Below are 23,653 nucleotides of genomic sequence, written 5' to 3' on the forward strand. Positions count from 1 at the left end.
ATGCCCTATCAAGATGAATCATTTGGTTGTCCTGTAGAGGTGGGGCTTCAAATGATTAGCGGAAAATGGAAACCGAAAATCATGTACGAATTGCTTCAACAAACCAGGAGATTTGGTGAGCTCTTGCGACTAATTCCTGGTGTATCAAGACATGTTATGACGATACAGCTTCGTTTGCTAGAAGAAGATGGTATCGTTAAACGCACTGCATACTTAACGATACCACCGAAAGTTGAATACGAATTGACCGAATTTGGTAGAAGCTTGGAACCCATTCTGATTCAATTGTTAAAGGTGGGGGAGCATTCCATCTCACTCCGTAAAAATGAACGCAATGAGAGTTGAAGTTTATCGTTAATTGATTTATTATTCTGCAGCAATTTTAGTGCAAATCCCAGGTATCGATTGGATTAAATCATATTCAAGTAACGCTTCAGCTAGGGCCTCTATCGATTTATTAAGGTCTGCTAGATGGTCCTTGTATTGAAGAAGCAATTTGATGAGCAGCTGCATGGAGATCAGATGACCTGGAAAAGCCGTCTCCTTAAAGTGATTTCGCCTTGCTGCTGCTACTAAGATTTGAGCGCGCTCTGGACACCATAAAGCCGTTTTGCCACGTCCTGTAAGGCGACCCGATTGTTGCAGCAATCTCCCTTTCATCCAGTTCCAGAACCTCTTTAGACGTAGGGTGTAAAGCCAGAAATCGAAGGGAAACCTTTGAATAAAGGTCACCAAACACGCCATGATATTCAGGAAAAACTTGATCCAGAATAGCCTGAAAAGTAGTTTTGCTTGGACATACATACCCGTTAAAGATTCATGTTGGCGTGTTAGATAGCGTAAATTCATGAGATGCTGACCCCGCTTTTTATAGGGTTCAAACTCTTCTTTATAGAACAGCGACCCTAACAGATGGGCTTCAGCGGCATCCGTCTTCAACCGTCGCAAATTGGTTTTCTTGGCGTTATGTGAGATTAAAGGATTAATGACGATGTTCAAATACTGGTGCTCATCCAGAAACTGAACAATAGGGCTATGATAATGGCCAGTTGCTTCCATAACGATGGAGGGACGCATTCCTGCAGCTGATTCCACTCCTCTCATATAATTTAGAAAAGACGCTAACCCTTCAAGATCATGATTAAACCTAAAGGTCTTCCCATGATGTACTCCACGGTCTAAAAAAGCTTGTGCATGGCTCTCTCCCTTTGATACATCCAAACCAATGACTGGATTTATAACATCACTCCTGAAGTATTTTCACCGGCAACCCCTAAAGGTCGAACAGAAATATCTGGTGACCTCATAATACTAACGGGCAGGATAATTGATACTAATACCAGTAGCTTGGTACAAATTTTGATATCAATATTAGAACGAATCCATCTAAATTAAATTATTTTATTGATAAGATACTAAGATTATTATAATCTCATACAGAATAATCCAAAGGGTGAGAAAAATGAACGGTGGTTGGCACGATTCTTATTTAGGCAAACTTCGCAAAGTCATTGGCACACAAAAGATAATCGTAAACTCAGTACGGGCAATCTTATTCGATGATGAAGGTCGTGCCTTGTTTATAAAGCGTAGAGGTGATAAAAAATGGGGTATACCTGCAGGAGCCATGGAACTAGATGAATCAGTGTTTGATGCGATGAAGCGTGAAGTTAAAGAAGAAACAGGGCTTGACGTTCTTAAGGCAACATTAACTGCTATTTATTCTACTCCAACAACGCAAACATTTATAGACCGTTGGGGAAACGAGCATCACATAATAGAATATTTATTTCAAGTGGATGAGTGGACGGGGACGCTTGATAAAGTGACAGATGAAAGCGTAGATGCAAAGTTTTACCCATTAGATAATCTACCAGAAGCTTCAAGCGAGCTTTTTGCGAACCATCACGAAAGGGTATTTAAAGATTATAAAAAGTTCGATGGAAAATTAATATTGGAATAGAAATCGGCATTGCGCTAACTAAGAACGTTACTTGAACAAGACAGCAGCAGTCTTTAGGCTGCATAGGACGGCTAGGGAATTATGCAGTGACGGAGTTCGGCTCGAACCATGATTTTTGATGTGACTAATGATAGCGGGAAATCAAAAAAGAACCTGGATAGTTTTATCAGGTTCTTTTATATTGCATATAAACAGACACGATGATATAATCTGATTACGACTCTCGCAGATTACACGAAAATAATTATTGCATCTTACAACTTTAGTGTACCATGCCGGTGAAGCTCTTGTCAAATGTTTTTTCTCAATTTAATGATTAGGAGAGATGTTGAATGAGTTCTTTGGTTCTCGGTTTTCAGGAAATGGAAAAAACGCAGCTTTTGCTCGTTGGCGGAAAAGGATTAAATTTAGGGGAATTATCAAAAATTGAAGGAATACAAGTACCAGAAGGATTTTGTGTTACAACAGTGGGATATCAAAAAGCCATCGAACAAAACGAAACGTATCGTACTTTGTTGGATCGACTAACAATGCTAAAAGTAGAAGATCGAGATCAAATTGGTGAAATCAGCAGAAAGATTCGACAAATCATTACGGAAGTAGAAATTCCTTCCGATGTTGTGAATGCATTTACTCACTATCTCTCCCAGTTTGGTGATGAACATGCTTATGCAGTGCGCTCTAGTGCGACTGCGGAAGATTTACCGCATGCTTCTTTTGCTGGTCAACAAGACACTTATTTAAATATTATCGGCAAAGAAGCAATCATACAGCATATCAGCAAATGTTGGGCTTCCCTATTTACGGATCGCGCGATAATCTACCGTATGCACAATGGATTTGACCACAGTCAAATTTATATATCCGTTATCGTTCAAAGGATGGTTTTCCCACAGGCTTCAGGGATTTTATTTACCGCTGATCCGATTACCTCCAACCGGAAGTCGCTATCCATCGATGCCGGTTTTGGACTTGGAGAAGCACTAGTCTCAGGCTTGGTATCTGCCGATTGTTATAAAGTACAAGAAGGGGAAATCGTCGATAAGAGAATAGCAACCAAAAAAATGGCGATCTATGGACGAAAAGAAGGCGGAACAGAGACAAAGCAGATCGATCCTGATCAGCAAACGACTCAAACACTTACTGAGCAACAAATTTTACAGCTGGCACATATCGGAAGACAGATCGAAGCTTATTTTGGCTGCCCGCAAGATATCGAATGGTGTTTGGCTGATGATACATTTTATATTGTCCAGAGTCGGCCGATCACTACTTTATACCCGATCCCTGAAGCGAATGATCAAGAAAATCACGTCTATCTATCTGTTGGTCATCAACAAATGATGACAGATCCCATAAAACCATTGGGATTGTCTTTTTACCTGTTAATTACTCCTGCACCTATGCGTAAAGCTGGTGGGAGGTTGTTTGTTGATGTTGCACCTAGGCTGGCTACACCTGTCGGCCGGGAAACTTTATTAAATACCGTGGGATCCGATCCGCTCATAAAAGGCGCACTCATGACCATAATAGAGCGAGATTTTATAAAATTGTTACCAAATGATCAAACAGCATCGATTCCGGGCAGAAGTAATACAGATATGCTGGCACAAATTGAAAACAATCCGAACATCGTTTCTGATTTGATTAAGAGTAATCACGCATCGGTAGAAGAGTTAAAACAAAACATCCAGACGAAATCAGGATCGGATTTATTAGATTTTATTCTAGAAGATATCCAGCAATTAAAGAAGATCTTATTTGACCCACAAAGTACGGCTGTGTTTATGGCTGCCATAAATGCTTCATTATGGATCAATGAAAAAATGAACGAGTGGTTAGGTGAAAAAAACGCAGTAGATACGCTTTCTCAATCGGTACCCAACAATATTACTTCAGAAATGGGTCTGGCATTAATGGGTGTCGCCGATGTGATTCGCCCTTATCCGGAAGTCATTGATTATTTACAGCATGTAAAAGATGATAACTTTTTGGATGAACTGGTTAATTTCGAGGGTGGACAGGAAGCTCATGACGCAATCTATGCTTATCTCAATAAATACGGAATGCGATGCGCCGGAGAAATCGATATTTCTAAAACGCGTTGGAGTGAAAAACCAATTATGCTGGTTCCCATGATTCTGGGTAACATCAAAGCCTTTGAGCCTAATGCCGGTCATCGAAAATTTGAGCAAGGGCGCCAGGAAGCTTTGGAAAAAGAACAAGAGTTATTAGCTCGATTAATCCAATTGCCGGATGGTGAACAAAAAGCTGAAGAGACAAAACGAATGATCCGCCGAATTCGGAATTTCATCGGTTATCGTGAATATCCAAAATACGGTTGGATTAACCGCTATTTCGTTTATAAGCAGGCTTTACTGAAAGAAGCGGAACAGCTCGTACAAGCTGGCGTAATTCGTGAGAAGGAAGATATATTCTATCTCACTTTTGAAGAACTTCACGAAGTCGTACGCACAAACAAACTGGATTATCAGATCATCAGCAAACGAAAAGACGATTACAAATTTTTTGAAAAATTAACTCCCCCGCGTGTCATCACGTCTGATGGTGAAATCGTTGCAGGTGCGTACAAACGGGAAAATATCCCGGCCAAAGCTATTGTCGGTCTGCCTGTTTCTTCCGGAGTGATCGAGGGACGAGCGCGTGTCATCTTAAACATGGAAGATGCGGATCTGGAAGATGGAGATATACTAGTCACTGCCTTTACTGACCCTGGCTGGACACCATTATTTGTATCCATAAAAGGTCTAGTCACCGAAGTTGGTGGACTGATGACCCATGGAGCAGTTATCGCACGTGAATATGGCTTACCAGCAGTTGTCGGAGTGGAGAATGCTACCAAACTGATAAAAGATGGGCAACGAATTCGCGTGCATGGAACAGAAGGGTATATCGAAATATTGTAATGCAAAGGAGCATTAACAATGAAGATTTGGGAATTAAAAAGCGATAATAAATTCGGTGATTTTCAGCTTGGACGGTAAAACCTGAGAAGCTAAACTAAACATTCCTGTAAGTACTAAGATTTGGACTTTGTCAAAAAAGGAGCGCCTCGGTATGATGGGTTTGTGCACGGGTTAGAAACCCAATACCATCAAGGAGGCGCTCTTACTATGAAGTTTAAACAAAACGATGGACAAAATCAACGTATTGAACGAATTTCCACCTCTCACCTTGTAATTGGCATCGACATGGCGAAGGAAATTCATGTAGCGCAAGCCACTAACTTTCGGGGTATCGTTCTTGCCAAGCGACATCTATCATTTACAAACGACTTAGAAGGATTCGAAAGATTACAACGTTGGATGGCTGAATTACAACAGAAGCACCAATTGAAGACCCTAATCATCGGTATGGAGCCAACCGGACACTACTGGTTTAACCTGGCCAATTGGCTTTCAGACAAGGAAATAAATGTTGTCATGGTGAATCCTGCAACCACTAAACGAAACAAGGAGAACCGGGATAATTGTCCTTCCAAGAGTGATCCTAAGGATGCACTTGTCATCGCAGACGTTGTCTGTCGAGGCTATTACTATGAATACACAAGACAGGCTACCGTCTTTCAAAGGTTGCGGACGATAATGAGTGACCGGGAATTTTGGGTGACAAATAGTGTCCGGATGCAGAACCGGATCATCCGTTGGTTAGATATTCGGTTCCCCGAGTATACCTCGGTGTTCAAAGACTGGACCTGCAAACGTTCCTTGGCTACTCTTAAAGAGTTACCCTCACCGCTAGATCTTCAGTCACTGTCCGTATCCGAGGTTATTACAAGTTGGAGAAGGCATATGAAACGAGCGGGGGGTTCTACGGGTACTCAGAAAGCTGCGCAGCTTATTTCACAAGCCAAGCAGAGTGTAGGAGACAAGACAGCTCTTCATGAAGCCAAGCAAGATTTAGAGCGGTTATTAGAAGAGTTTGAACGTATCATTGAAATACTAGAAAAGATTGAAAAGGACATTCTAGCATTGCTTAGTGAAATTCCTATGGCCAATCAGCTTCGATCGATCAAAGGCCTGGGTCCAATCTTCATAGCAGCTATACTATCATGTGCTGGCGATCTAAGACAGTATGCACATGGACGTCAGTTATTGCGTAAAGCAGGTCTAAATTTGGCTGAACGAATGTCAGGAAAACACAAGGGACAAATCAAGCTTTCGAAACGAGGAGATGCTACGTTGCGCAAATATATGTATCTGGCGACGATCACACTCGTAGGAACGAATCCAGTCTTTCGACAGATGCATGAGTATAATGTTCAAATCAAGCAAATGAAGAAACAACAATCAATATTTAAGCTGCTTGGGAAATTGGCTCGAATCCTGATTGGTATTGTTCAAAGAGGAGAATCATTTCTACCAGAAAAAGTTACGTCCAACTACGCTCAGGCTGCCTGAGACTTATTGTAGATAACGTAGATTGACTCATTCGCAGGATTTTCACAAAGAAAGCACGGAGGACCGAGTTCGTTCTCCATAAGGGCACAGACCCATCCGCTAAACGCTATCGGTCTCCACACCTTGGTCAGGTATAACGAAGGAATGTAAGGGCATAGACCCGTTGAGCCGTGGGAGGGTGAACCTCTAAGGAAATAGTGGAGCATACGTGCAGTAGAATAGGTCTTGGGGAATTATTCCATATGTTCCTCTGTTCCCGTATGCCCAAAATATGAATCAACGGTTTTAATCAACTAACTTTCTGAACAATACTGATTTTTAAGGTGATGAAATCCTGCGAATGAGTGAGTATACGTGAGATAAACCCTTAAAACCGAGGGATGGGGAACGATAGTTGAATGAATGGAGTGTAAACCAGTCCGTTTTACGGGCTGGTTTTTTCAGTTCATAAGATAAGTTATGTACTGAAATTGTCGTTGAGCGATTGTGCAGGATTGTTGAAGAATATCGAGAATAATACGATTATAAATTGACTAGTAAAGGGATGATTACAAATGGGTAAAGATGGGAATATCCGAGGAGGAGACGGTCCTGGTCGAAGCGGTAGAATTGGATTGGGTTAGCCGGTTCCTCACATCTCTCGAGCAAGGTCGATCATGTGCTGTCTTTGCTGACCGAAGACGTCATGCTCGTCGCCGACGGAGGCGGAAAAGTAATCGCGTTCAAGCATCCGGTACAAACGCGCGATTTCGTGGCCCAAGTCCTGTTCGATCGGTTCAAGGGCATAGTGTCCTATTTTCAGGGAAGTCTTCACTTCGAGTTTGCCCCTTTGAACGGCGAAAACAGTTTAGTACTCCGTTCGGGGGACGAAACCGTAGCCACTATATTTTTACAACGCCGACGTGGAAAGTTTGGAAGATTGTAGCCGACTGCAGATTTTTCATAATGATAAGGAACCGGGAAACTAAGATAAAGCGTTCCAAGTCACCTTTAAGTTTGATGAACATTACATCATTGAACAACGGAGAACTATAGCTCAAAAGAACGAAACGAGGCTGCCGACACATACGGCAGCCTCGTTTCGTTAGCAGTTTAGTGAAAAAGGAATCAAGTGGTAATAATAAACAAAATTATTGTGCATCCGGGACGGTGAAATAAATGGGATTTGTCGGTATTCTTCTATGGGACATTATTTATTTCCCTTTATGACGTTATAATAGCGCTCCTTACCTGGGGACACTACAGAGAAGAAAAGAAAAAACAAATAACACTTACGCGGGCAATGATTGAAATAAATGGTTAGTGGGTTTTCAACGGATATCTAGAGCTCATCAAAGGTTGCCAACATAGGTCATCCTCGGGTCCCTCTAAACGGGGGACTTTGCTTCCTTGAATTCCTGAATAAAAAGTAAAGATAAGGCGAATAATTGCCTAGTAATGAAATCCACCTTAAGGAGGTTTGCAATGACTGAAAACAACCAGTTTGATGAAGTCGAAGACTTCGTGAGCTTTGAAGCTATGTCGGCTATAACTGCTGCTGAGATGCCAAATGAAAGCGAAAATCCTGATGATCATGATCCGAAAAAAGATAATCAATTCGATAATCAATTCTTATATCCCCCGATTAATCCACATCCCCGAAATGATTTAGAATAGTGTCATCTGCCAATGAACCCCGACAATTATTATCCCGATGAAGTTTGGTTCTCGTTAAAGGGAACGATAGCTCGCTTGAGGCTGCCGACAATGCAGCCTTTTTTCACTTTCGGGCAGTTTACTTTGATCTGTCCGTCGATATTTCCAGTAAGTTATTTCAATATTATGGAGATGATTTTTTGAAACTATATGTTGTGAGACATGGTCAGACAGAATGGAATTATAAAAATCGAGTTTGTGGAGTAAGTTTGCCGCGGCAGCAGCTCCTTGATCCCAGTTGAAAATTAACAAGTCTAATTAAGTCTCGATTAAACTAATCGTTCAGTTTTTTAAAATTGCACGTTCTAGGCTCATTCTTTAAACCTACCGTTTAAGATATAAAGGAGCAATCCGATCAATTCGATTCGTCCATATCCCGCCGGTAAAGTTTTTTGGCAGACGTGTTATATCGTCAGCAGTATCAAATCCACTTGAAAAGTCGCTGCCATTGCCACCGACCACGATGACAGGAGTCCCCGACTTATCCATCCGATTAATAAAACGGTCTGGCCAACCCCATAGCCATGGTGCGATTTTCTCTGGAATGTGAAGTTCCGTATTTTTACATGCTGGCGGAACATATCCAGCCCAGCCGGCAGCTATGTATGGGAGTAAACAGCTTTTCATGGTTGATTTAGACATTGCCTGGATAGTAGGAAGATTTTCCTTTAAAGAAGCAATGGGTTCATCTCCTCCATAGATGGTAAGCTGATTTAAACGATTTTGCGGTAAAGCCGAGAGAAATTGGGCCAGCATTTCTCCCTCATTGGGATCATTGCTTTTTATATGAATTAATAAAGACTGTTCAGGAAAATAGCTCAGCACTTCATCCAGCGATGGCATCAATCCTATTCCATGACCGCGAAACGGGTAGGTTTGTCCATGGTCGGCTGTATATCCATAGCCAATATCCAAATTCTTCAATTCTGTCATTGTGTAATCCTTGGTAACGCCTTTTACATTCGTTCGACAATCGAGTGTCCAATCGTGAAATACAGCGAACTGTCCGTCCTTTGTTGGTTTTATATCGAATTCAACAATGTCCGCACCTGCCTGAAACGCTGCTTCCATGGAGGGGATTGTATTTTCCAGATAAGGATGGTCCGGTACATAGATCCGCTCAGCCGTACAGGTTTCATTCGTAATGCCCTCCATTGTAAAGGTCTGGGCAAGTCCTCGATGGGCGAGTAGAAGTGGAGCATCTTTCCTTTGTTGCGTAAGGAGAGAACTGTTATTCAAATAAGTGAAGACAGATAGTACAGCGAGAAATATCACGATTTTGCTTCTTAGTATTTTTTTAAACCTATTCATCTGCAATCCCCTCCCACACCACATCCAACTGTTGCCGCAGCACTTGGAACATTTCTTCTTCATTAAGTTTTGATGAACAGGTAATAAGTAAATTGATAAACAGACCGACTAACACGGCGGCACTCACATTCGAATCTCTGCGACTTCGGAGGTCGCCGCTTATTTTAGCATTCTCAATTATGGTGCCGAGCGTTTCTTGAAATAGCGAGATGTTAGTTGTTGATTCCGGTGATTCGAATGCTGATTTGATCGTTTCAACCAAAGTTAGACGGAGTAAGTCTGCATGTTGTAAATAAATTCTCAGCAAGTCGCCTTGAATATGCAGTAGCCGCTCCTTAATCGAGCCTTCCTTGTGTCGATCAACAATTTGGCTCATAAGCTGCATGTATGAGTTAGACAAATGTAATAGTAAATGCTCCTTTTTTTGAAAATAGTTAAAAAATGTTCCTTTGGCAATATCGCTTTTGAACGCTATTTCCTCAACGGTGACATTTGCATACCCTTTTTCTTTAAACAATTCAATTGCATTGCGAATGATATCTTCTTTCGTTTTCTTTTTTTTAACTTCTCTTGACAACCTATTCACCCCATTAAAATGACCGAAGTCATTTATGACCACGGTCATTTTATCGTATATAGCATGATTTAGCAATTAGGAGTTGTACAGGCAAAAGCGGCAGTGCTAGATGCCTCACGGCTATGGAGCCCAATTGGTTTATCAACGGTTGACCAAAGCGCACCTTATTACCGGGCAGAGGGTTACTGGAACGGTGCGGTATGGATGCCGCATCAATGGTTTATCTGGAAGGCGATGCTCAGTCATGGCAGAACCGAGGGAGCACACCGAATTGCATCTACGGCATTAGGACTCTGGAAGCAAGAAGTTGAGCAAACCTACAATTGCTACGAGCATTTTATCGTTCAATCGGGGAGAGGCGCTGGATGGCACCATTTCGGAGGCTTGTCAACACCAGTGCTGAGCTGGTTTGCTGCTTATTATCGTCCTGGTACATTGACCTGCGGATATGATGTTTGGGTGAATAAATCCGAATTCACCGAAGGCAATACCTCCTTGAATGCGGAAATCCGTTATTTTGGAGATCCAACCCGAGAACATTCCGTAATTGTATGTATGAATTTCGGCCACCGATATAGGGTTTCATGGAATGGTCAAGAATTAAAGGTGACCAGCCTTTCAGACGGTACTATAGAAATAAGGATACCTGGTGAACCAGAAGGTCGGTTGCGTATAGAGGCTATTCGTTCGTAGACGTTTTACAAAATAAAAGCCCACGCACCTCCTTCGGGGAGGGAGCGTGGGCTTTTATGAGGTCAGGGCTTATGGTCATAAACACCATAAATAGCAACAATAGGGGGAGATTCGATAATAGTTTTAGGGAATAAACTTTGGAAGTAATAGTATTTCATTAAAACATCTCCACCTTTTAATAAGTCGGCATAAATCGTTATTGAAAGGATATGTCAAGCATTGTCCTTCGCTATCGCTCCGTTCGCGCGGGCGAACCCATGACTTCATCGCTGCCAGCGATGCGCTCTCCACCATTGGGTATTTCACTACCATAGTTATGAACTTACCCAAACGGATGGGACAGTTCATCTGCATATAAGATTACTACGGCAATAGCAATCAAGATATTCAGGAAGGCAGGCATCACTTTCCCAAACGGATGTTTGACTCTAAAATGCGAGAGGATCGCAATTAACATCATAATGCCTATCAATATTCCAGTCCATGCGGCAATCCCTGGATACCAGTAGCCGATAATGAGGCCTATGCATCCAACAATTTGAATATAGCCTGTAATGAGGCGGAACCACTGAGGAAGTTTAATCGAATCGAACAGCTCGACCTGATGCTTGGCTCCTGCAATCTTGCTTCCGCCAAAGAAGGCCATGGAGAAAAGCAGCCAACTATGAAGAACGATGGTTAGTATAATCATTTGAAACCTCTTCCTTTTTAAATTTTTTGTATTCGACACCGATAAGTGTCCTAATTCATAACTTTATAATATAACACCATAAGGTGTCCTGTAAAGCAATTATTCTGATGTAGTTGAAACGGCCCATGCTCATGCAAGTTATACAAGTTCGGTAAAGGCACCGGCGTACCACGCATCGGGCTTTACGTCGCCCAATTAACGCGGTGATCGTGTTAATTTGATTTGGTATAAAAGAAGACTGTCGAGACTTTCTCGACAGGTTTGAACACGGCAAAATTGGCGTATCTATTATTTGTGTTTGGTGGAGCCAATTGTACAGTCCAATGACACAAATGTACTGCACAAATGTGTCTACATTGTCATCCAGTGTCACAAATCAACCTACAATTCCTGGGGATGTTGATAGAAAGCGCTATACGTATACGCCGACCTCCTTCTTGAACAGCTGTCAAGATTGGTAATACTGTTAGCCTAAAGGTTGTTGCACCTCTACAGAGGTGTGTGATGGTGAACAATGATTTGATAAATCCATTCCGATAATGGTTTATGGTTTCTTAAACAAGGGGAGCGTTAGCTCGACACAAACATAATGAGGCCGCCGCAGAATCGATCCGGCGGCCTCATTAAACTAAAGGGCAGCATAGTGGAAGTGAATACTTGAGGACAAGTCTATCTAACATAGAGGGAGTCCACGTTCTGTTCGAGCCAGGTCATCAACTCGTTGAATAAAGGCAGTTTTTGCTCGTGTGTAGCCCTCAGGATCGGAATGATATGTTCAGGAGGTAGTCGCGAAATAGCAATTCTTTTCTTTCGTGAAATCCCACGATCGGCAGGAAATGCAAATGATGCGTTCGCTCATCTGCGAATTCTTTTGCAAATAAATGTCGCCCGGTCATGCCGGTTTCAACATAGTAGTAACCCGAATTACTAAGAAAGTCCGCATAAACCTCTTCATTAAGCAATGTATGAACGCCAGCGAACATATCGAAAAGAATTGAAAATGGCACAACCAGCGGCGAGAAAAAATGCATCGCGAGAAATAAACCGGCAATATGACAAGTTTAACCTGAGGTTTCTCTTTCACTTCCGGCGGAAAAGTGCGAGCGTTGTCAATAATCATTCATCATCTGAGCAAATGATTATTGCGGAACTAAGCGTGCTGCTAATATACTTTGGTTATCTTTTCAAAGAAGATTAGGAGGTTGAAAAACTACATGATGAAAGCGCTTCGAATTATTCTGTGTCTGCTGTTTCTTTTTTCCTACATGCCGCTCATCGGTACTTCTGAAGTCAGGGCGGCGGCGGCGCCGGTTACATCACTTGTCAATGATGATTTTGAAGGGAGTACGTTAGGAGTATTACCTGAAGGGTATACCCCGCCTTTTGGCAGCGGTGTGATTACTGCTTTTTCGGCTACGAACAATTCTACAATAATTAATAGTAGTAATCTTAGAAACAGCTATGGCCAAACATCGACTACTTTAGTCGGAAACACAACCAACGTATTATGGATCAGTGACGGCGCTGGCAGAGGCGGCTTCAATAAAGCGTTTACACCTGTAACCGCAGCGAGCAACAAAGGGATTACCGCCCAGCTCGAATTTATGGAAGGCGCTATAGTAAGCGATTCATATGTATTGGAATTGCTAGATAGCAATAAGAAATTAGCGCTTTCCTTAAAGGCCGATTTCGCCTTTCCGAATCCTCAAACAGGCGGCACACAAAAATTCCAGGCGAAAACCTGGTATACGGTGAAGTACGTTGCCGATATAAAAGCAAATACGGCAGATCTTTATATTAATAGCATATTCTCCGGAAATTTCAAATTCGCCAGCCCGGTTACAGATATCGCCTCTATAAATTTTAGAATGGCGGGTACGTCGACAGGGAATGCGTATGTTGACAACATCATCGTTTATCCACAAGAAGCGGTGACACCGCTAAATTTGACAGCCGAAGGCGCAAACCGCAGGGTTGAGCTGAGCTGGGATGCTACCAGCGGTGCGGATTCCTATAATGTGTATCGCAGCGAATCCCCGGATGGAACCTATGTAAAACTTGCTGAAGGTGTGCCGTCTAACAGCTATACGGATACTGCCGGTCTGATTAACGATAAATACTACTATTACAAGGTGACTTCGATGAACACGTCTGGTGAAAGTGAGTATTCGTATTATGCATCCGGCTATCCTAACAACGTGGAACCCCCATCAGACGAGATTACAAGCCTTTACGCCACCGTCAGAGACGGGCAACTTTCGGTCGCCTGGGATCCTGTTAATAAAGCGACCTTCTATACGCTTGAGCGAAGCACAACACCGGAAGGACCTTTTGTCCCATTACTGATGAACGGGAAACCAAAGCTTACCAGCACTTCCTATTTGGATACGAACTTGAGGTCGGATACGGAGTATTATTACAGACTTACAGCCGGGAATGTCGGCGGTCTAGGGCAGCCAAAACTGCTCGAAAAGGTATCCCCTGCAACACCGTTAAGTGCTCCGACGTTATTGAGCGTCGAACCTGGAAATAACCAGGTCCAGCTAAATTGGACTTCAGTAACGAAGACATCTACTTACAGCGTAAAAAGAAGTTTGGTAAACGGTGGACCATACATAGCTCTGGCCAATGTTAACGAAACCGGTTACTTGGATACCTCAGCGGAAAACGGCAAGACTTATTATTACGTAGTTACTGCTGTAAATGATAGGCAAGAAAGCATGATTTCAAATCAATTAAAAGCAAAGCCAAATGCTCCGGTTTTGGGTGCACCGGCTAAACCTACAAGCTTCAAAGCAGTCGCGAAAGAAGGCAGCGTAAGCCTTTCCTGGGATGCGGTTAATGGCGCTTCCTCTTACAATGTAAAGAGAGCTATTTCCGATGACGGATCATATACGGTAATCTCTTCAACTTACCATTCAACATTTGACGATTCGAGCGTGATAAACGGGATAACTTATTATTATGTTGTTTCCGCTGTAAATTCGAACGGCGAGAGCCCTGATTCGGATGAACTTGTTGTACTCCCGTCGGTTATGCTGACGGTAGATAAGAATGTAGCAGCTGATGGTGTAAGAGTATTCAATACTATTCAAAGCGCTATTAATAGGGTTCCGACAAATAACACCATAAGAACGATCATTTCTATCGCTCCCGGAACGTATACCGAAAAGCTTAAGGTTGATCGTCCGTATGTAAGTCTTGTCGGTGCGGGCATGGATAAAACATCTATTTTGTATGGCGATTACGCAGGGACAGCGGCAACACAGGGCAAGCCCGGTCACACAGGAAACACGTTCCTAAGCCAGACGGTGGACGTAACTGCAGACTTCTTTAACGCTTCCAATCTGACGATCGAGAACAGCGCCGGACCGCGCAATGAAGTGGCACAGGCGGTAGCACTGTCGCTCAAAAGCGATATGGCCGTATTGGAAGCGGTGAGATTGAAAGGCTATCAGGATACGCTGTACAACGGCTTAAATTCCAAAAATCAGGGACGTCATTATATCCACAACAGCATTATTGAAGGAGACGTCGATTTCATCTTCGGTGAAGCTCCCGCTGTCGTCATGGACAATGTGAGAATAGTGCTTGTGAGTAATGTCCCGGCCGGAGCGAGTGCAGGAGGACATATTACGGCAGGAGCGCAGAGAAATACGGCGGACATGGGATATGTAATTTTAAATTCTCAAGTGGTTGACGGCCCTTCTGCACGAGGGATTTACGACTTGGGGCGCGCTTGGAAGGATTACGCAAGAGCTACATTTATCAACACTTTAATCGATTCGAAAAAGTTTCTTCCGGAGGGCTGGGCGGCTTCCTGTGCGGGTTCCTGTAAAACCAGCTATTTTTCGGAATATAACAGCTATGGATTCGGAGCGAATGCAACCACACGTCAAATTTCCACTCAGCTCACAGGACAGGAAGCAAGTTTGACGATTCCGCAAATTTTAGGTGGCTGGGATCCATCCATTCCAGTTATCATGCCGAAAGTAAACTATACGCCAGAAGTTGTGGTTACATCCTCCAGCTTTGATAAGAACCCGGCAAATAATGCGGATATTAACGTAAGTGTAAGGAGCAACGGATTTGCGTTGACGAATATCACGAATGGCACAGAAGTTCTTGGATCGTTGGACTACACCGTTACCGGCAGCGTATATACGCTCAAGAAAGATTACCTTTCCGGACTGCCAATGGGATCAACAATACTGGTCTTTAACTTCGGAGACATCGCCGTGCCATTGACCGTAAATGTGGTCGATAGCGGAGATAACGACATTGGCAGACAAGTACTGGCGCCTAATGACGGATGGGGATCCCATACCACAGGAACAATCGGCGGATCGACGGCTAATCCGGATCATATTTTCATCGTGAGTAAGCGGAGTGAACTGTTGAAAGCAGTGGCCGGCAGTACGCCGAAGATTATCTACATTAATGGTTCGATGAATATGAATGTGGATAATAACGACAACCAGATAGGTCTGGAATTCTACAAGGATCCGCTTTATGATTTTGACGCTTATCTCAAGACATACGACCCGGCCATTTGGGGTAAAACATTGCCTAGTGGCGCTTTGGAAGAGGCGCGTACAAGATCGGCTAGTAATCAAAGCAAACAAATCAAAATAAATGTCGGTTCAAATACGACGATCGTCGGTTTGCCCGGAACCAATGCGAAGATTCTCGGCGGCAACCTGAACCTAGAGAATGTGGATAATGTAATCATCCGGAACGTCGAATTCCAGAACACATTCGATTATTTCCCGCAGTGGGATCCTACGGATGGAGATTCGGGCAATTGGAACTCCGCTTATGACAACATCTCGGTTAAAGGATCCACTCATGTTTGGATCGACCATAACACATTTAATGACTTAGGCGGCATTGATGATCCGAATCATAAATATTTTGGACGCAAGTATCAACAACACGACGGTGCCGTAGATATGACGAATGCATCCGACATGATTACTGTATCCTACAACTACTTCCATGATCATGACAAGACTACGCTTGTAGGTGGAAGCGATAGCTTTAGCGGCGATGCCGGCAAGGAAAGAATTACTTTCCATCACAACGTTTATCGGAACGTAGGTCAGCGTGCACCACGTGTACGTTACGGTCAAGTTCATGTGTACAACAACTATTACGAAGGAACAGCGCACCATCCGAATAACCCGTACCTCTATGCAATCGGGGTAGGATTCCAATCGCAGGTCTATGCTGAAAATAACTATTTTGCGAATGATGCAGGATTACTGCCTTCATCCCTGATTCAAGTATCCGGCGGAACTGCATTCACTGACAAAGGCTCCGTATTGAATAGCGAAAATGTTGAAATTGCCAAGAGTAGCGCTACTTTGCAGCCTGTAAATTGGACGCCTAGACTGTACACGTATACGAATCAAACGGCTGATGTTCCAGCTATCGTTCTTAATCAAGCAGGTGCAGAAAATACACAGGCGGGCGATACTTTTGCACCACTTTGGAACTCCGGCAATTTGACCTTAACCAATGTAACGAAAACCGACTTGACCCTAAAATGGAATGCAGCAGTTGATAACATCGGCGTGACCGGTTATAGGGTTTATCTAGTGAACGATACTTCTGCTAAGGAAATCGCTGTTTTGGGCAACGTCACAACTTACAATGTCGCCAATTTGCAAAAAGATACGAATTACAAGTTTATGATCAAAGCGGTTGATGCAACTGGAAACTTGAGTCTTTCCGGTCCAAGTGTCACGATTAAAATGGATCACGATAACAGGGACAATAATCCAAGCGCCGAAAGAAAGGGCAGTTAATCGTTTTTAAACAGAGATTAGGTCATATGTGAAGTCACCCCTAAGAATAGACATAGGAACTCCCATTGTTAATCCGATGAATTCTAGGGGGTGCATTTTTCATGCCAGCGAACAAAGTTCAAGGTATGGATGAGAAAATTCAGGAGTTAGGGGAATACGGCCTGCTGAATCAGTGTTATATTAAATGCATCTAAGAATAACAAACATTTAAGGAAATTAGTCATTAAGCACACGGAGAACGATAGTGAGGAGCTTGCCTCGCGGCAACTCCATTTTTTGTTCATTCAAGTAACGGTCAGGAATGGGGAAATGGTGCTAATGAAAACTTTTACACTTCGCAATGCCCTGTTTTTGCAATTCATCATCGTTGGCGGAATGTTTGCAATTAATTATGGGAGCCCCCATTTCAGTTATTTAGCAAATGTGGTCATTAGCATCATTGGAAGCTTGCCGTTATTCTTCTATTTTCGAAGCAGTAGGAGAAAAAGTTGGGCGTTACTGTCACTTAACTTTCTTGCGATGAATTTTTTGTTACTCGCCATGCCTGTCGCTAATGTGAGTTCGAAGCGTTTGCGAGCACCTTAATCTACCCAGACGCAGATAGTGACCACGATCGCAGCTATTTTTAAGGTTTCCAACTGTTTCATAGGATGACATTTCTATAACGAAAAAAAAACCGCAAAAAAATAAAGAGCCGTCTTCCAAACAATTAATTGGAAGGCGGTTCTTCTATTTGTATGAACTCAAAAGAGTATCGTCCAGCCAGGTTTCACTTGATGCTTTGTATATGAGACTCCGGCGACTTTTAGGCCGCTACGGTCGAGTAGTGTAATAATATCACCCTTGTCTCGGAAGAATGCAGGTTCGGCTACTGGGATTGACATAAACTGTCCGGGTTCGATGATGCCATGAATCTTATACTTTTGCTTAGCCTTGTTTGCGATTACCCAACCTGTCAAGTCTACTGACCGATTGGAAGCATTCAGCAGTGTGACCGTTTCGTAACTGCCATCTTCATTCTGTACGATGACCCCTGCGATTAGAATGCCGCCGACTTCCACCTGAACTGGTTCCTCCGCAGGGTCAGTAATTACGTGTCCCGAATTATCGTCGGTGTGCCATGACTGGGACTGAAAAGCGAGGAATACGGCGATCCACCTGTCTTCCGACGGGAAGTGAATCAGCAACCCCCCGTCCTGGTAGACACCGTCGTCTTTCGTAAATGTGCCACTATTACCTTGATTCATATGAATATTGTGAATGCCGTTGCCGATTTCGAATCCAAAAATTTTGTCCGCCTTGCCGTGTTCAGGACCCCATCTTTCACCGAATGCGTACATAACAGCATCATCTGTTTCCATCGCGCGTCTGATGTAGAAGTCAAGCTTCTCGTTCAAATCGTTGTCTCTTCCCGGTATATTGAAGGCAAGCGGTAGCATGTTGAGGCGATCGAATAGATTGCTGCGAATATAATCGAGTGCCTGTCCGTCAGGCTTGCTTGCCAGCTGCGAAAAACCAAATGGCATAGCAGACAATTCGGCCGTCATGACATGCTGAAAATGTTCAATCGTACAGTACAACAGCTCGGATGGACTCAACTGCGACTTGACATTGATCGCTATTCGGAAGTGTTCGTTATTTGCGCTAGCGTGCACCTGATAATGTGGGTTCTCGTTTGTGCCGAGACGCCGATCGTGTACTTTGCATTTGAGTACTCCGTAGGGATGGATGGGCATAATGTTCCTCCTTCAATCCGGACTCGAAAATGTCCGTTGTTCACTCAATTAACCTTTCCACATAAAGGGAATAATTCCTCTTTCTATTCATTGTAACTTTTTGTAAACCACATAAAAAGATGATGTCGGATGTCGGATTCAATCAAAACTGGTGGCCACAGCGTATTGGCTTTAGACAATTGTAACAGTCAGTTATATGAAGGAAATTTCTCACGGGTGTAGAAATACTTGTCAACACTGCAAGTCATCATCGTATGAGAAGAAAGTGGGGGCTGCCTGCGTGTGGAGACAGTGGGTAAAGAAGGCCAGTTTTAAGAGCAAGCTGTTGATAGGTATTTCCGCTATCATTTTCTTTACCGTGAACCTCACCGGGCTGATTTCCTACCAAACGCATCTTCGTTTATTCGAGGAGGAGGTCAAGGATCAGTATGTGAAGGCAAGCGAGCAGGCCATGACGCAACTGGAGCTTCGTATTCAGGAACTGTACCGGATTTCGAATTATATTGTGTTTAATCCGACCATTGAGAGAATCATCGCGAATCTTTCCACAGGCGGCCGGGAGACGTCGTACGCCGATCGGCACTTTGAGCAAGAGCAAATAGCCGAGCAGCTGCGGCAGGTCAAATTCGATGCGCCGCAGTTGCTGTCTCTATACTTATACGATCGATCTGGCACCAACTATTATCACAACCTGATGAAAGAAACAGTGGAGCCGCTGAGCCAGAAGGTGTTCGACGAAATCCAGAGCAGCGTTGCTTCCTCCAAAGGTGATCTGGTCTGGACCCGGAAATCGATCCCCAGTCAAATCGAGAAGAGCGGCTACCGGAAAGTCATTATCGGATCACGCTGGATGAAGAATAACGTAAATGAGGTTTATGGACTTCTAGTTATGGTCATTGACGAGGAATTTATTAACCGATCGTTCCAAGAGCTTGGTGGAGGCGACGGAGGCCGTGTGTATTTATTTGATCCTCAAGCGAAACAGCTCTATACGAATGAGCCTGATGGAGGCGAGGATGAAAAGCTTGAACATTTCCTGCATGGCAACACTACAAGCATGATGGAAGAACGCGGGAAAGCAACTTATTTGTATACATCCGTCCATTCCAAAAATATTCAGTTTACGTTGGTAAGCCGTGTTTCGTTATCCGATATTTTCCGAAAAAGTCGATTCATTCTGAACACTAGCTTATGGCTAGGGCTGCTCAGTATATGTCTCAGCGGGCTGCTTATCGTGCTGCTTAGCAGCAGGCTGCTGGCTCCACTGAAGGAGCTGGTCCAGGCGATGAGAATGATGCGGGAGGGGAATTTTGACATCAGGATTACCCCTCGCACGAATGACGAATGGGCATTTCTAGGTGAGAGCTTCAACTCGATGGCGGCTAATGTGCAGGAGCTGATCAAGAAGGTATATATCAGCCAACTTAGTGAGCGGGAGGCGGAGCTGAGGGCGCTGCAGGCACAGCTGAACCCGCATTTTCTATACAACACGTTAAATGGACTGTACTGGAAGCTGTATTTGCAGAATGATCTGGACACAGCGAATCTGGTGTACTCGCTGTCCAATCTGCTTAAGTATTCCTTGGAGCGCCTCAAGAAAAGAACTACCCTTCGCGAGGAGCTTGCACAGATCGACAATTATTTGCGTATCCAGGCGGCCTTCCTGGAAAATGACTTCGACGCCAGCATTCATGCGGACGACGATGTATATGACTGTGAAATTCAGCGGTTGCTTCTTCAGCCGCTGGTGGAAAATGCTTTTGTACATGCCTTTCGAGACCAGACTGCCCCTAAGCTGCTCGAAATTCGAGCATATCGACTGGGAGATCTTCTAAAGATTGAGATTAAGGACAATGGTCGCGGGATGAGTAAGCAAGAGGTGGAAAGACTCTTCACACCAGCATCTGAGAGTGCGGAAGAGCGAGGTTCCCTAGGTGTTCAGAGTGTCATGAGACGGATTAGCTTAGTTTATGGGTCTCCCTATCATCTGGATATCGTGAGTGTTCCTGCACAGGGAACGGTAGTGCATGTATACTTGCCCTTGGCACAGACTGGCAAGGAGGAGGCGAATACAAATGACAGGTAAGCTGATGCTTGTTGAGGATCAAGCTTTTTTTCGCAAAGGGCTTCGCAAAATGATAGAGGAGCACTCCTTAGACTGGAAGGTCGTTGGAGAGGCGGAAAATGGGAGTGAGGCACTGGAGCTAATTGAAGTTCTGCAGCCGAATCTGGTGCTAACTGATATTCGGATGCCGGGAATGAGCGGCATTGAATTGGCCGAGAAGCTGCACGGCCAGCGCTCGGGCATCGACGTTGTGATTTTGACAGGGTATGATGATTTTTCATATGCGCAAGCTGCTGTACGTTTCGGGGTCATTGACTTTCTGCTCAAGCCCTGCAACGATCAAGCCCTTATGGAAGTGCTGCAGAAGGCTTACGTACGGCTTGAGGACCTGCTTCGACAAAAGGAGGAACGGGAGGCCGATCAGCGCAGGAGAGAAGAGGATCAGCTGCGAGCACTGCTTCTGAGATTGCCGGGCTTTTCACATGATGAGAAGCAAATATTGCCTAACGTAGCGGGAAATAAGCTGTTGTTAATTGCAGTAACGGACTACATTCCTTCCCATAAAAAATATCGTCCGAGCGACCTTAGCCTGCTGCAATTCGCCATAATCAATATCCTGACAGAGTTGCTTCAGCAGCAGCAGCTGCACGGTCCCTTCATTTCGCTGGAATATGACCGCTTTTGCATCCTGCTGGAGGGTGATCAAGATCAGGAGATGATTATGCAGCTTATGGAGCAAATGGTGGAAAGCTATTTGGCGATCAAGATTATACTGCACTGCTCCGAACGGATTGCTAATCAGAAGGAGCTCTCTTTCTTATATGATTCATTTGTTAAAATGATAGGGAAAGAAGACTCTGCAAGAAAAGACAGATTAGAGGCAGAAGCAGCAGCGATTCCAGCCGCGAGCGGGCATCGTGTGAAGGAGCTGCAGACACAGCTAACCGGTGCCATTCTCCTTGGAAATCCGGACAAGCTGGTGCAGATAGTAAATGAGTTGGCAGAAAAGCATGACGCTCTCCCGCTCGAGGATGCGAAGATGGAAGCGCTGGGGCTGGCCTTCGCTATGCACCAGGTAGCGAAGCAGCAGCTGGAGCATGCTGAGAAGAGCCCGCGTTTGGCGGAGCAAATCGATCGGCTGCAGCGATTATCCACAGAGAAGGCTATCAAGGAATGGACGAAAGAGCAGGCAGGACGCTTCCTCGAACTATATGATGCATGGCGCCTGCATAACCAGGAGGGCATCATCCGACGCTCGCTGGAATTTTTGGACAAGCATTATATGGAAGACTGCACGCTGACGGATCTCGCGAATCGGGTTCATGTGACCCCCGCCTATTTCAGCAAATTGTTTAAGAAGGAAACAGGAGATAATTACAGCACTTATTTGACCAAGCTCCGGATGCAAAAGGCGGTTCTGCTGCTTGTACATTCAGATATGAAGGTGTTCGAGATCGCGTCCTCTGTCGGTTATGATGATCCGAATTATTTCACGAACGTTTTTCGCATGTTATTCAAGATGTCGCCGAGTGATTACCGAAAGCAACTCAAGAGTTGAACGAAGCCGTTTCAAGGGACAACCTTGAGACGGTTTTTTTCTTTCTGTGCAAAAAATTACAGATTGTGTGCTTGAAATTCAAGGTTTCCGTTTGGAAAACTCCGTAAGATAGAACTACAAGGGCTACAACGACAGCTCAATTATGCAGATGAGGTGATGTAGGTGGCTGTCCAATCGAGCCAGACGGATCCGGTGCCCCATACCGATACAAACCGATGGCTGAAAGCTAGCACCATTAAGCGAATCAAGCAGAACATTCCGCTCATGCTGATGTTTTTGCCCGGACTCATGTTCTACATGATTTTCAAATATGCTCCGATGGGTGGTGTGATCATCGCCTTTAAGGACTTCAACCTTCGAGAGGGCGTATTCGGAAGTCCTTGGGTTGGAATGGACAATTTCGTCCAGCTCTTCAATCAGGTACAGTCACTTCAAATTATTCGAAACACGCTGCTAATCAGTATTGTTGGGATCGTTGTAGGGTTCCCCGTTCCGATCATTCTGGCGATTATGCTCAATGAGGTTCGAAAAATGTGGTTCAAGCGGGTAGTTCAGACGTTGGTTTACTTGCCGCATTTTCTTTCATGGGTTATCGTAGGCGGTATCGTTCTCTCGTTATTCGCGCTCGAATCCGGCACCATCAACCGTTGGCTGGAAAGCATACTCGGGGAGCCGTATCCGTTCATGTATGAGAAGCTCTCCTGGCTCATCATCTATTTCAGTTCAGGAATATGGAAGGAAATGGGTTTTGCAGCGATTATTTACTTGGCGGCCTTGGCCGGAATCGATCCTCACTTGTACGAGTCAGGGAGCATCGACGGGGCCAACAAATGGCAGCAGATGCTGCACATTACCCTTCCCGGCATTAGCACGACGATCATTTTGCTGTTGATCCTGTCCGTGGGAAAGGTGATGGATGTGGGCTTCGACCAAATTTACAATTTGCAAAATTCGGTTGTCTCCGATGTGTCGAACGTGATTAGCGTTTATATTTACCAAATCGGGATTCAGCGTGGACAGTACAGCTTGACGGCAGCGATGGGCTTGTTTGAAAATCTTGTCGGCTTTGTTCTCGTGCTCTCGGCTAATTATATTGCCCGCAAATTCAATCAAGGCTTATGGTAAGGAGGAGC

The 23,653-nt window shown here is 44.1% G+C and carries 17 protein-coding genes and 4 pseudogenes; 13 read left to right on the forward strand and 8 right to left on the reverse strand.

All coding sequences use genetic code 11. The annotated features are described in order from the left end of the window. Positions 1-345 carry a winged helix-turn-helix transcriptional regulator gene (locus QFZ80_RS14385; RefSeq protein WP_307545998.1) on the forward strand — a complete coding sequence of 115 codons (345 nt, stop codon included), beginning with the start codon at positions 1-3 and terminating at the stop codon, positions 343-345. 21 nt (positions 346-366) lie between these two features. On the opposite strand, the gene QFZ80_RS14390 is transcribed toward QFZ80_RS14385, so the two are convergent. Further along, positions 367-1,221, reverse strand: coding sequence for an IS110 family transposase (locus QFZ80_RS14390; protein ID WP_307559543.1), 855 nt, complete (start codon positions 1,219-1,221; stop codon positions 367-369). A gap of 241 nt (positions 1,222-1,462) precedes the next feature. Between QFZ80_RS14390 and QFZ80_RS14395 the strand changes: the two genes are divergently transcribed. The 3 genes from QFZ80_RS14395 to QFZ80_RS14405 all read left to right on the forward strand — a co-directional run bounded on the left by QFZ80_RS14395 (position 1,463) and on the right by QFZ80_RS14405 (position 6,384). Then, the gene (locus QFZ80_RS14395; RefSeq protein ID WP_307545997.1) at positions 1,463-1,963 is read left to right on the forward strand and encodes an NUDIX domain-containing protein; all 501 of its coding nucleotides are present in this window, start codon (positions 1,463-1,465) and stop codon (positions 1,961-1,963) included. Positions 1,964-2,295: 332 nt separating this feature from the next. Beyond that, complete coding sequence (gene ppsA / locus QFZ80_RS14400) at positions 2,296-4,890, forward strand: phosphoenolpyruvate synthase (RefSeq protein ID WP_307559545.1); 2,595 nt, start codon at positions 2,296-2,298, stop codon at positions 4,888-4,890. A 207-nt stretch (positions 4,891-5,097) separates the two neighbouring features. Continuing rightward, positions 5,098-6,384: an IS110 family RNA-guided transposase gene (locus QFZ80_RS14405; RefSeq protein WP_307559547.1), complete on the forward strand. Its 1,287-nt coding sequence runs from the start codon at positions 5,098-5,100 to the stop codon at positions 6,382-6,384. A 631-nt stretch (positions 6,385-7,015) separates the two neighbouring features. Here QFZ80_RS14405 and QFZ80_RS14410 read toward each other — a convergent pair. Further along, on the reverse strand, positions 7,016-7,198 hold the full coding sequence (locus tag QFZ80_RS14410; RefSeq protein WP_307559549.1) for a hypothetical protein: 183 nt from the start codon (positions 7,196-7,198) through the stop codon (positions 7,016-7,018). Positions 7,199-7,848: 650 nt separating this feature from the next. On the opposite strand from QFZ80_RS14410, the gene QFZ80_RS14415 reads away from it, so the two are divergent. Beyond that, positions 7,849-8,040, forward strand: coding sequence for a hypothetical protein (locus QFZ80_RS14415; RefSeq protein WP_307545994.1), 192 nt, complete (start codon positions 7,849-7,851; stop codon positions 8,038-8,040). A 363-nt stretch (positions 8,041-8,403) separates the two neighbouring features. Here QFZ80_RS14415 and QFZ80_RS14420 read toward each other — a convergent pair whose 3' ends face one another. Both QFZ80_RS14420 and QFZ80_RS14425 read right to left on the reverse strand, forming a co-directional pair. Next, on the reverse strand, positions 8,404-9,390 hold the full coding sequence (locus QFZ80_RS14420; protein WP_307559551.1) for a glycerophosphodiester phosphodiesterase family protein: 987 nt from the start codon (positions 9,388-9,390) through the stop codon (positions 8,404-8,406). After that, positions 9,383-9,967 (reverse strand): TetR/AcrR family transcriptional regulator, encoded by a 585-nt coding sequence (locus tag QFZ80_RS14425; RefSeq protein ID WP_307559553.1) that lies wholly within the window; start codon positions 9,965-9,967, stop codon positions 9,383-9,385. The genes QFZ80_RS14420 and QFZ80_RS14425 overlap by 8 nt, the downstream gene beginning before the upstream one ends. Before the next feature lie 102 nt (positions 9,968-10,069). On the opposite strand from QFZ80_RS14425, the gene QFZ80_RS14430 reads away from it, so the two are divergent. Continuing rightward, positions 10,070-10,660, forward strand: a complete 591-nt coding sequence (locus tag QFZ80_RS14430) for an MGH1-like glycoside hydrolase domain-containing protein (protein WP_307559556.1) — start codon at positions 10,070-10,072, stop codon at positions 10,658-10,660. A 322-nt stretch (positions 10,661-10,982) separates the two neighbouring features. Here the strand turns inward: QFZ80_RS14430 and QFZ80_RS14435 are convergent, their stop codons facing one another. Then, positions 10,983-11,351: a DoxX family protein gene (locus tag QFZ80_RS14435; RefSeq protein ID WP_307559558.1), complete on the reverse strand. Its 369-nt coding sequence runs from the start codon at positions 11,349-11,351 to the stop codon at positions 10,983-10,985. Positions 11,352-12,106: 755 nt separating this feature from the next. Beyond that, positions 12,107-12,382 carry a GrpB family protein gene (locus QFZ80_RS38975; protein WP_373460083.1) on the reverse strand — a complete coding sequence of 92 codons (276 nt, stop codon included), beginning with the start codon at positions 12,380-12,382 and terminating at the stop codon, positions 12,107-12,109. 2,004 nt (positions 12,383-14,386) lie between these two features. Here QFZ80_RS38975 and QFZ80_RS38980 point away from each other — a divergent pair. The 4 genes and pseudogenes from QFZ80_RS38980 to QFZ80_RS14445 form a co-directional block, all read left to right on the forward strand. Then, positions 14,387-15,568: pseudogene (locus tag QFZ80_RS38980) on the forward strand (pectinesterase family protein); the annotation flags it as partial. Next, a pseudogene (locus tag QFZ80_RS38985) lies at positions 15,548-16,807 on the forward strand (pectate lyase family protein); the annotation flags it as partial. The pseudogenes QFZ80_RS38980 and QFZ80_RS38985, both read left to right, overlap by 21 nt. Positions 16,808-16,867: 60 nt before the next feature. Then, positions 16,868-17,161, forward strand: a pseudogene (locus tag QFZ80_RS38990) (fibronectin type III domain-containing protein); the annotation flags it as partial. Between the two features lie 318 nt (positions 17,162-17,479). Beyond that, on the forward strand, positions 17,480-17,746 hold the full coding sequence (locus QFZ80_RS14445) for a hypothetical protein (protein ID WP_307545981.1): 267 nt from the start codon (positions 17,480-17,482) through the stop codon (positions 17,744-17,746). Between the two features lie 158 nt (positions 17,747-17,904). Here the strand turns inward: QFZ80_RS14445 and QFZ80_RS14450 are convergent, their stop codons facing one another. Then, positions 17,905-18,222 (reverse strand): lamin tail domain-containing protein, encoded by a 318-nt coding sequence (locus QFZ80_RS14450; RefSeq protein WP_307564120.1) that lies wholly within the window; start codon positions 18,220-18,222, stop codon positions 17,905-17,907. A gap of 33 nt (positions 18,223-18,255) precedes the next feature. Beyond that, positions 18,256-18,897: pseudogene (locus tag QFZ80_RS14455) on the reverse strand (DUF2278 family protein); the annotation flags it as partial. 280 nt (positions 18,898-19,177) lie between these two features. On the opposite strand from QFZ80_RS14455, the gene QFZ80_RS14460 reads away from it, so the two are divergent. From QFZ80_RS14460 to QFZ80_RS14470, 3 genes are all read left to right on the forward strand, one after another. Next, the gene (locus tag QFZ80_RS14460) at positions 19,178-20,983 is read left to right on the forward strand and encodes a cache domain-containing sensor histidine kinase (protein ID WP_307545980.1); all 1,806 of its coding nucleotides are present in this window, start codon (positions 19,178-19,180) and stop codon (positions 20,981-20,983) included. Further along, on the forward strand, positions 20,973-22,520 hold the full coding sequence (locus QFZ80_RS14465) for a response regulator (RefSeq protein WP_307559562.1): 1,548 nt from the start codon (positions 20,973-20,975) through the stop codon (positions 22,518-22,520). The genes QFZ80_RS14460 and QFZ80_RS14465 overlap by 11 nt, the downstream gene beginning before the upstream one ends. Positions 22,521-22,784: 264 nt before the next feature. After that, on the forward strand, positions 22,785-23,645 hold the full coding sequence (locus QFZ80_RS14470; protein ID WP_307555501.1) for an ABC transporter permease: 861 nt from the start codon (positions 22,785-22,787) through the stop codon (positions 23,643-23,645). Positions 23,646-23,653 lie beyond the last annotated feature (8 nt).

Origin of the sequence: Paenibacillus sp. V4I7, assembly GCF_030817275.1 — a bacterium.
Lineage (GTDB): Bacteria > Bacillota > Bacilli > Paenibacillales > NBRC-103111 > Paenibacillus_E.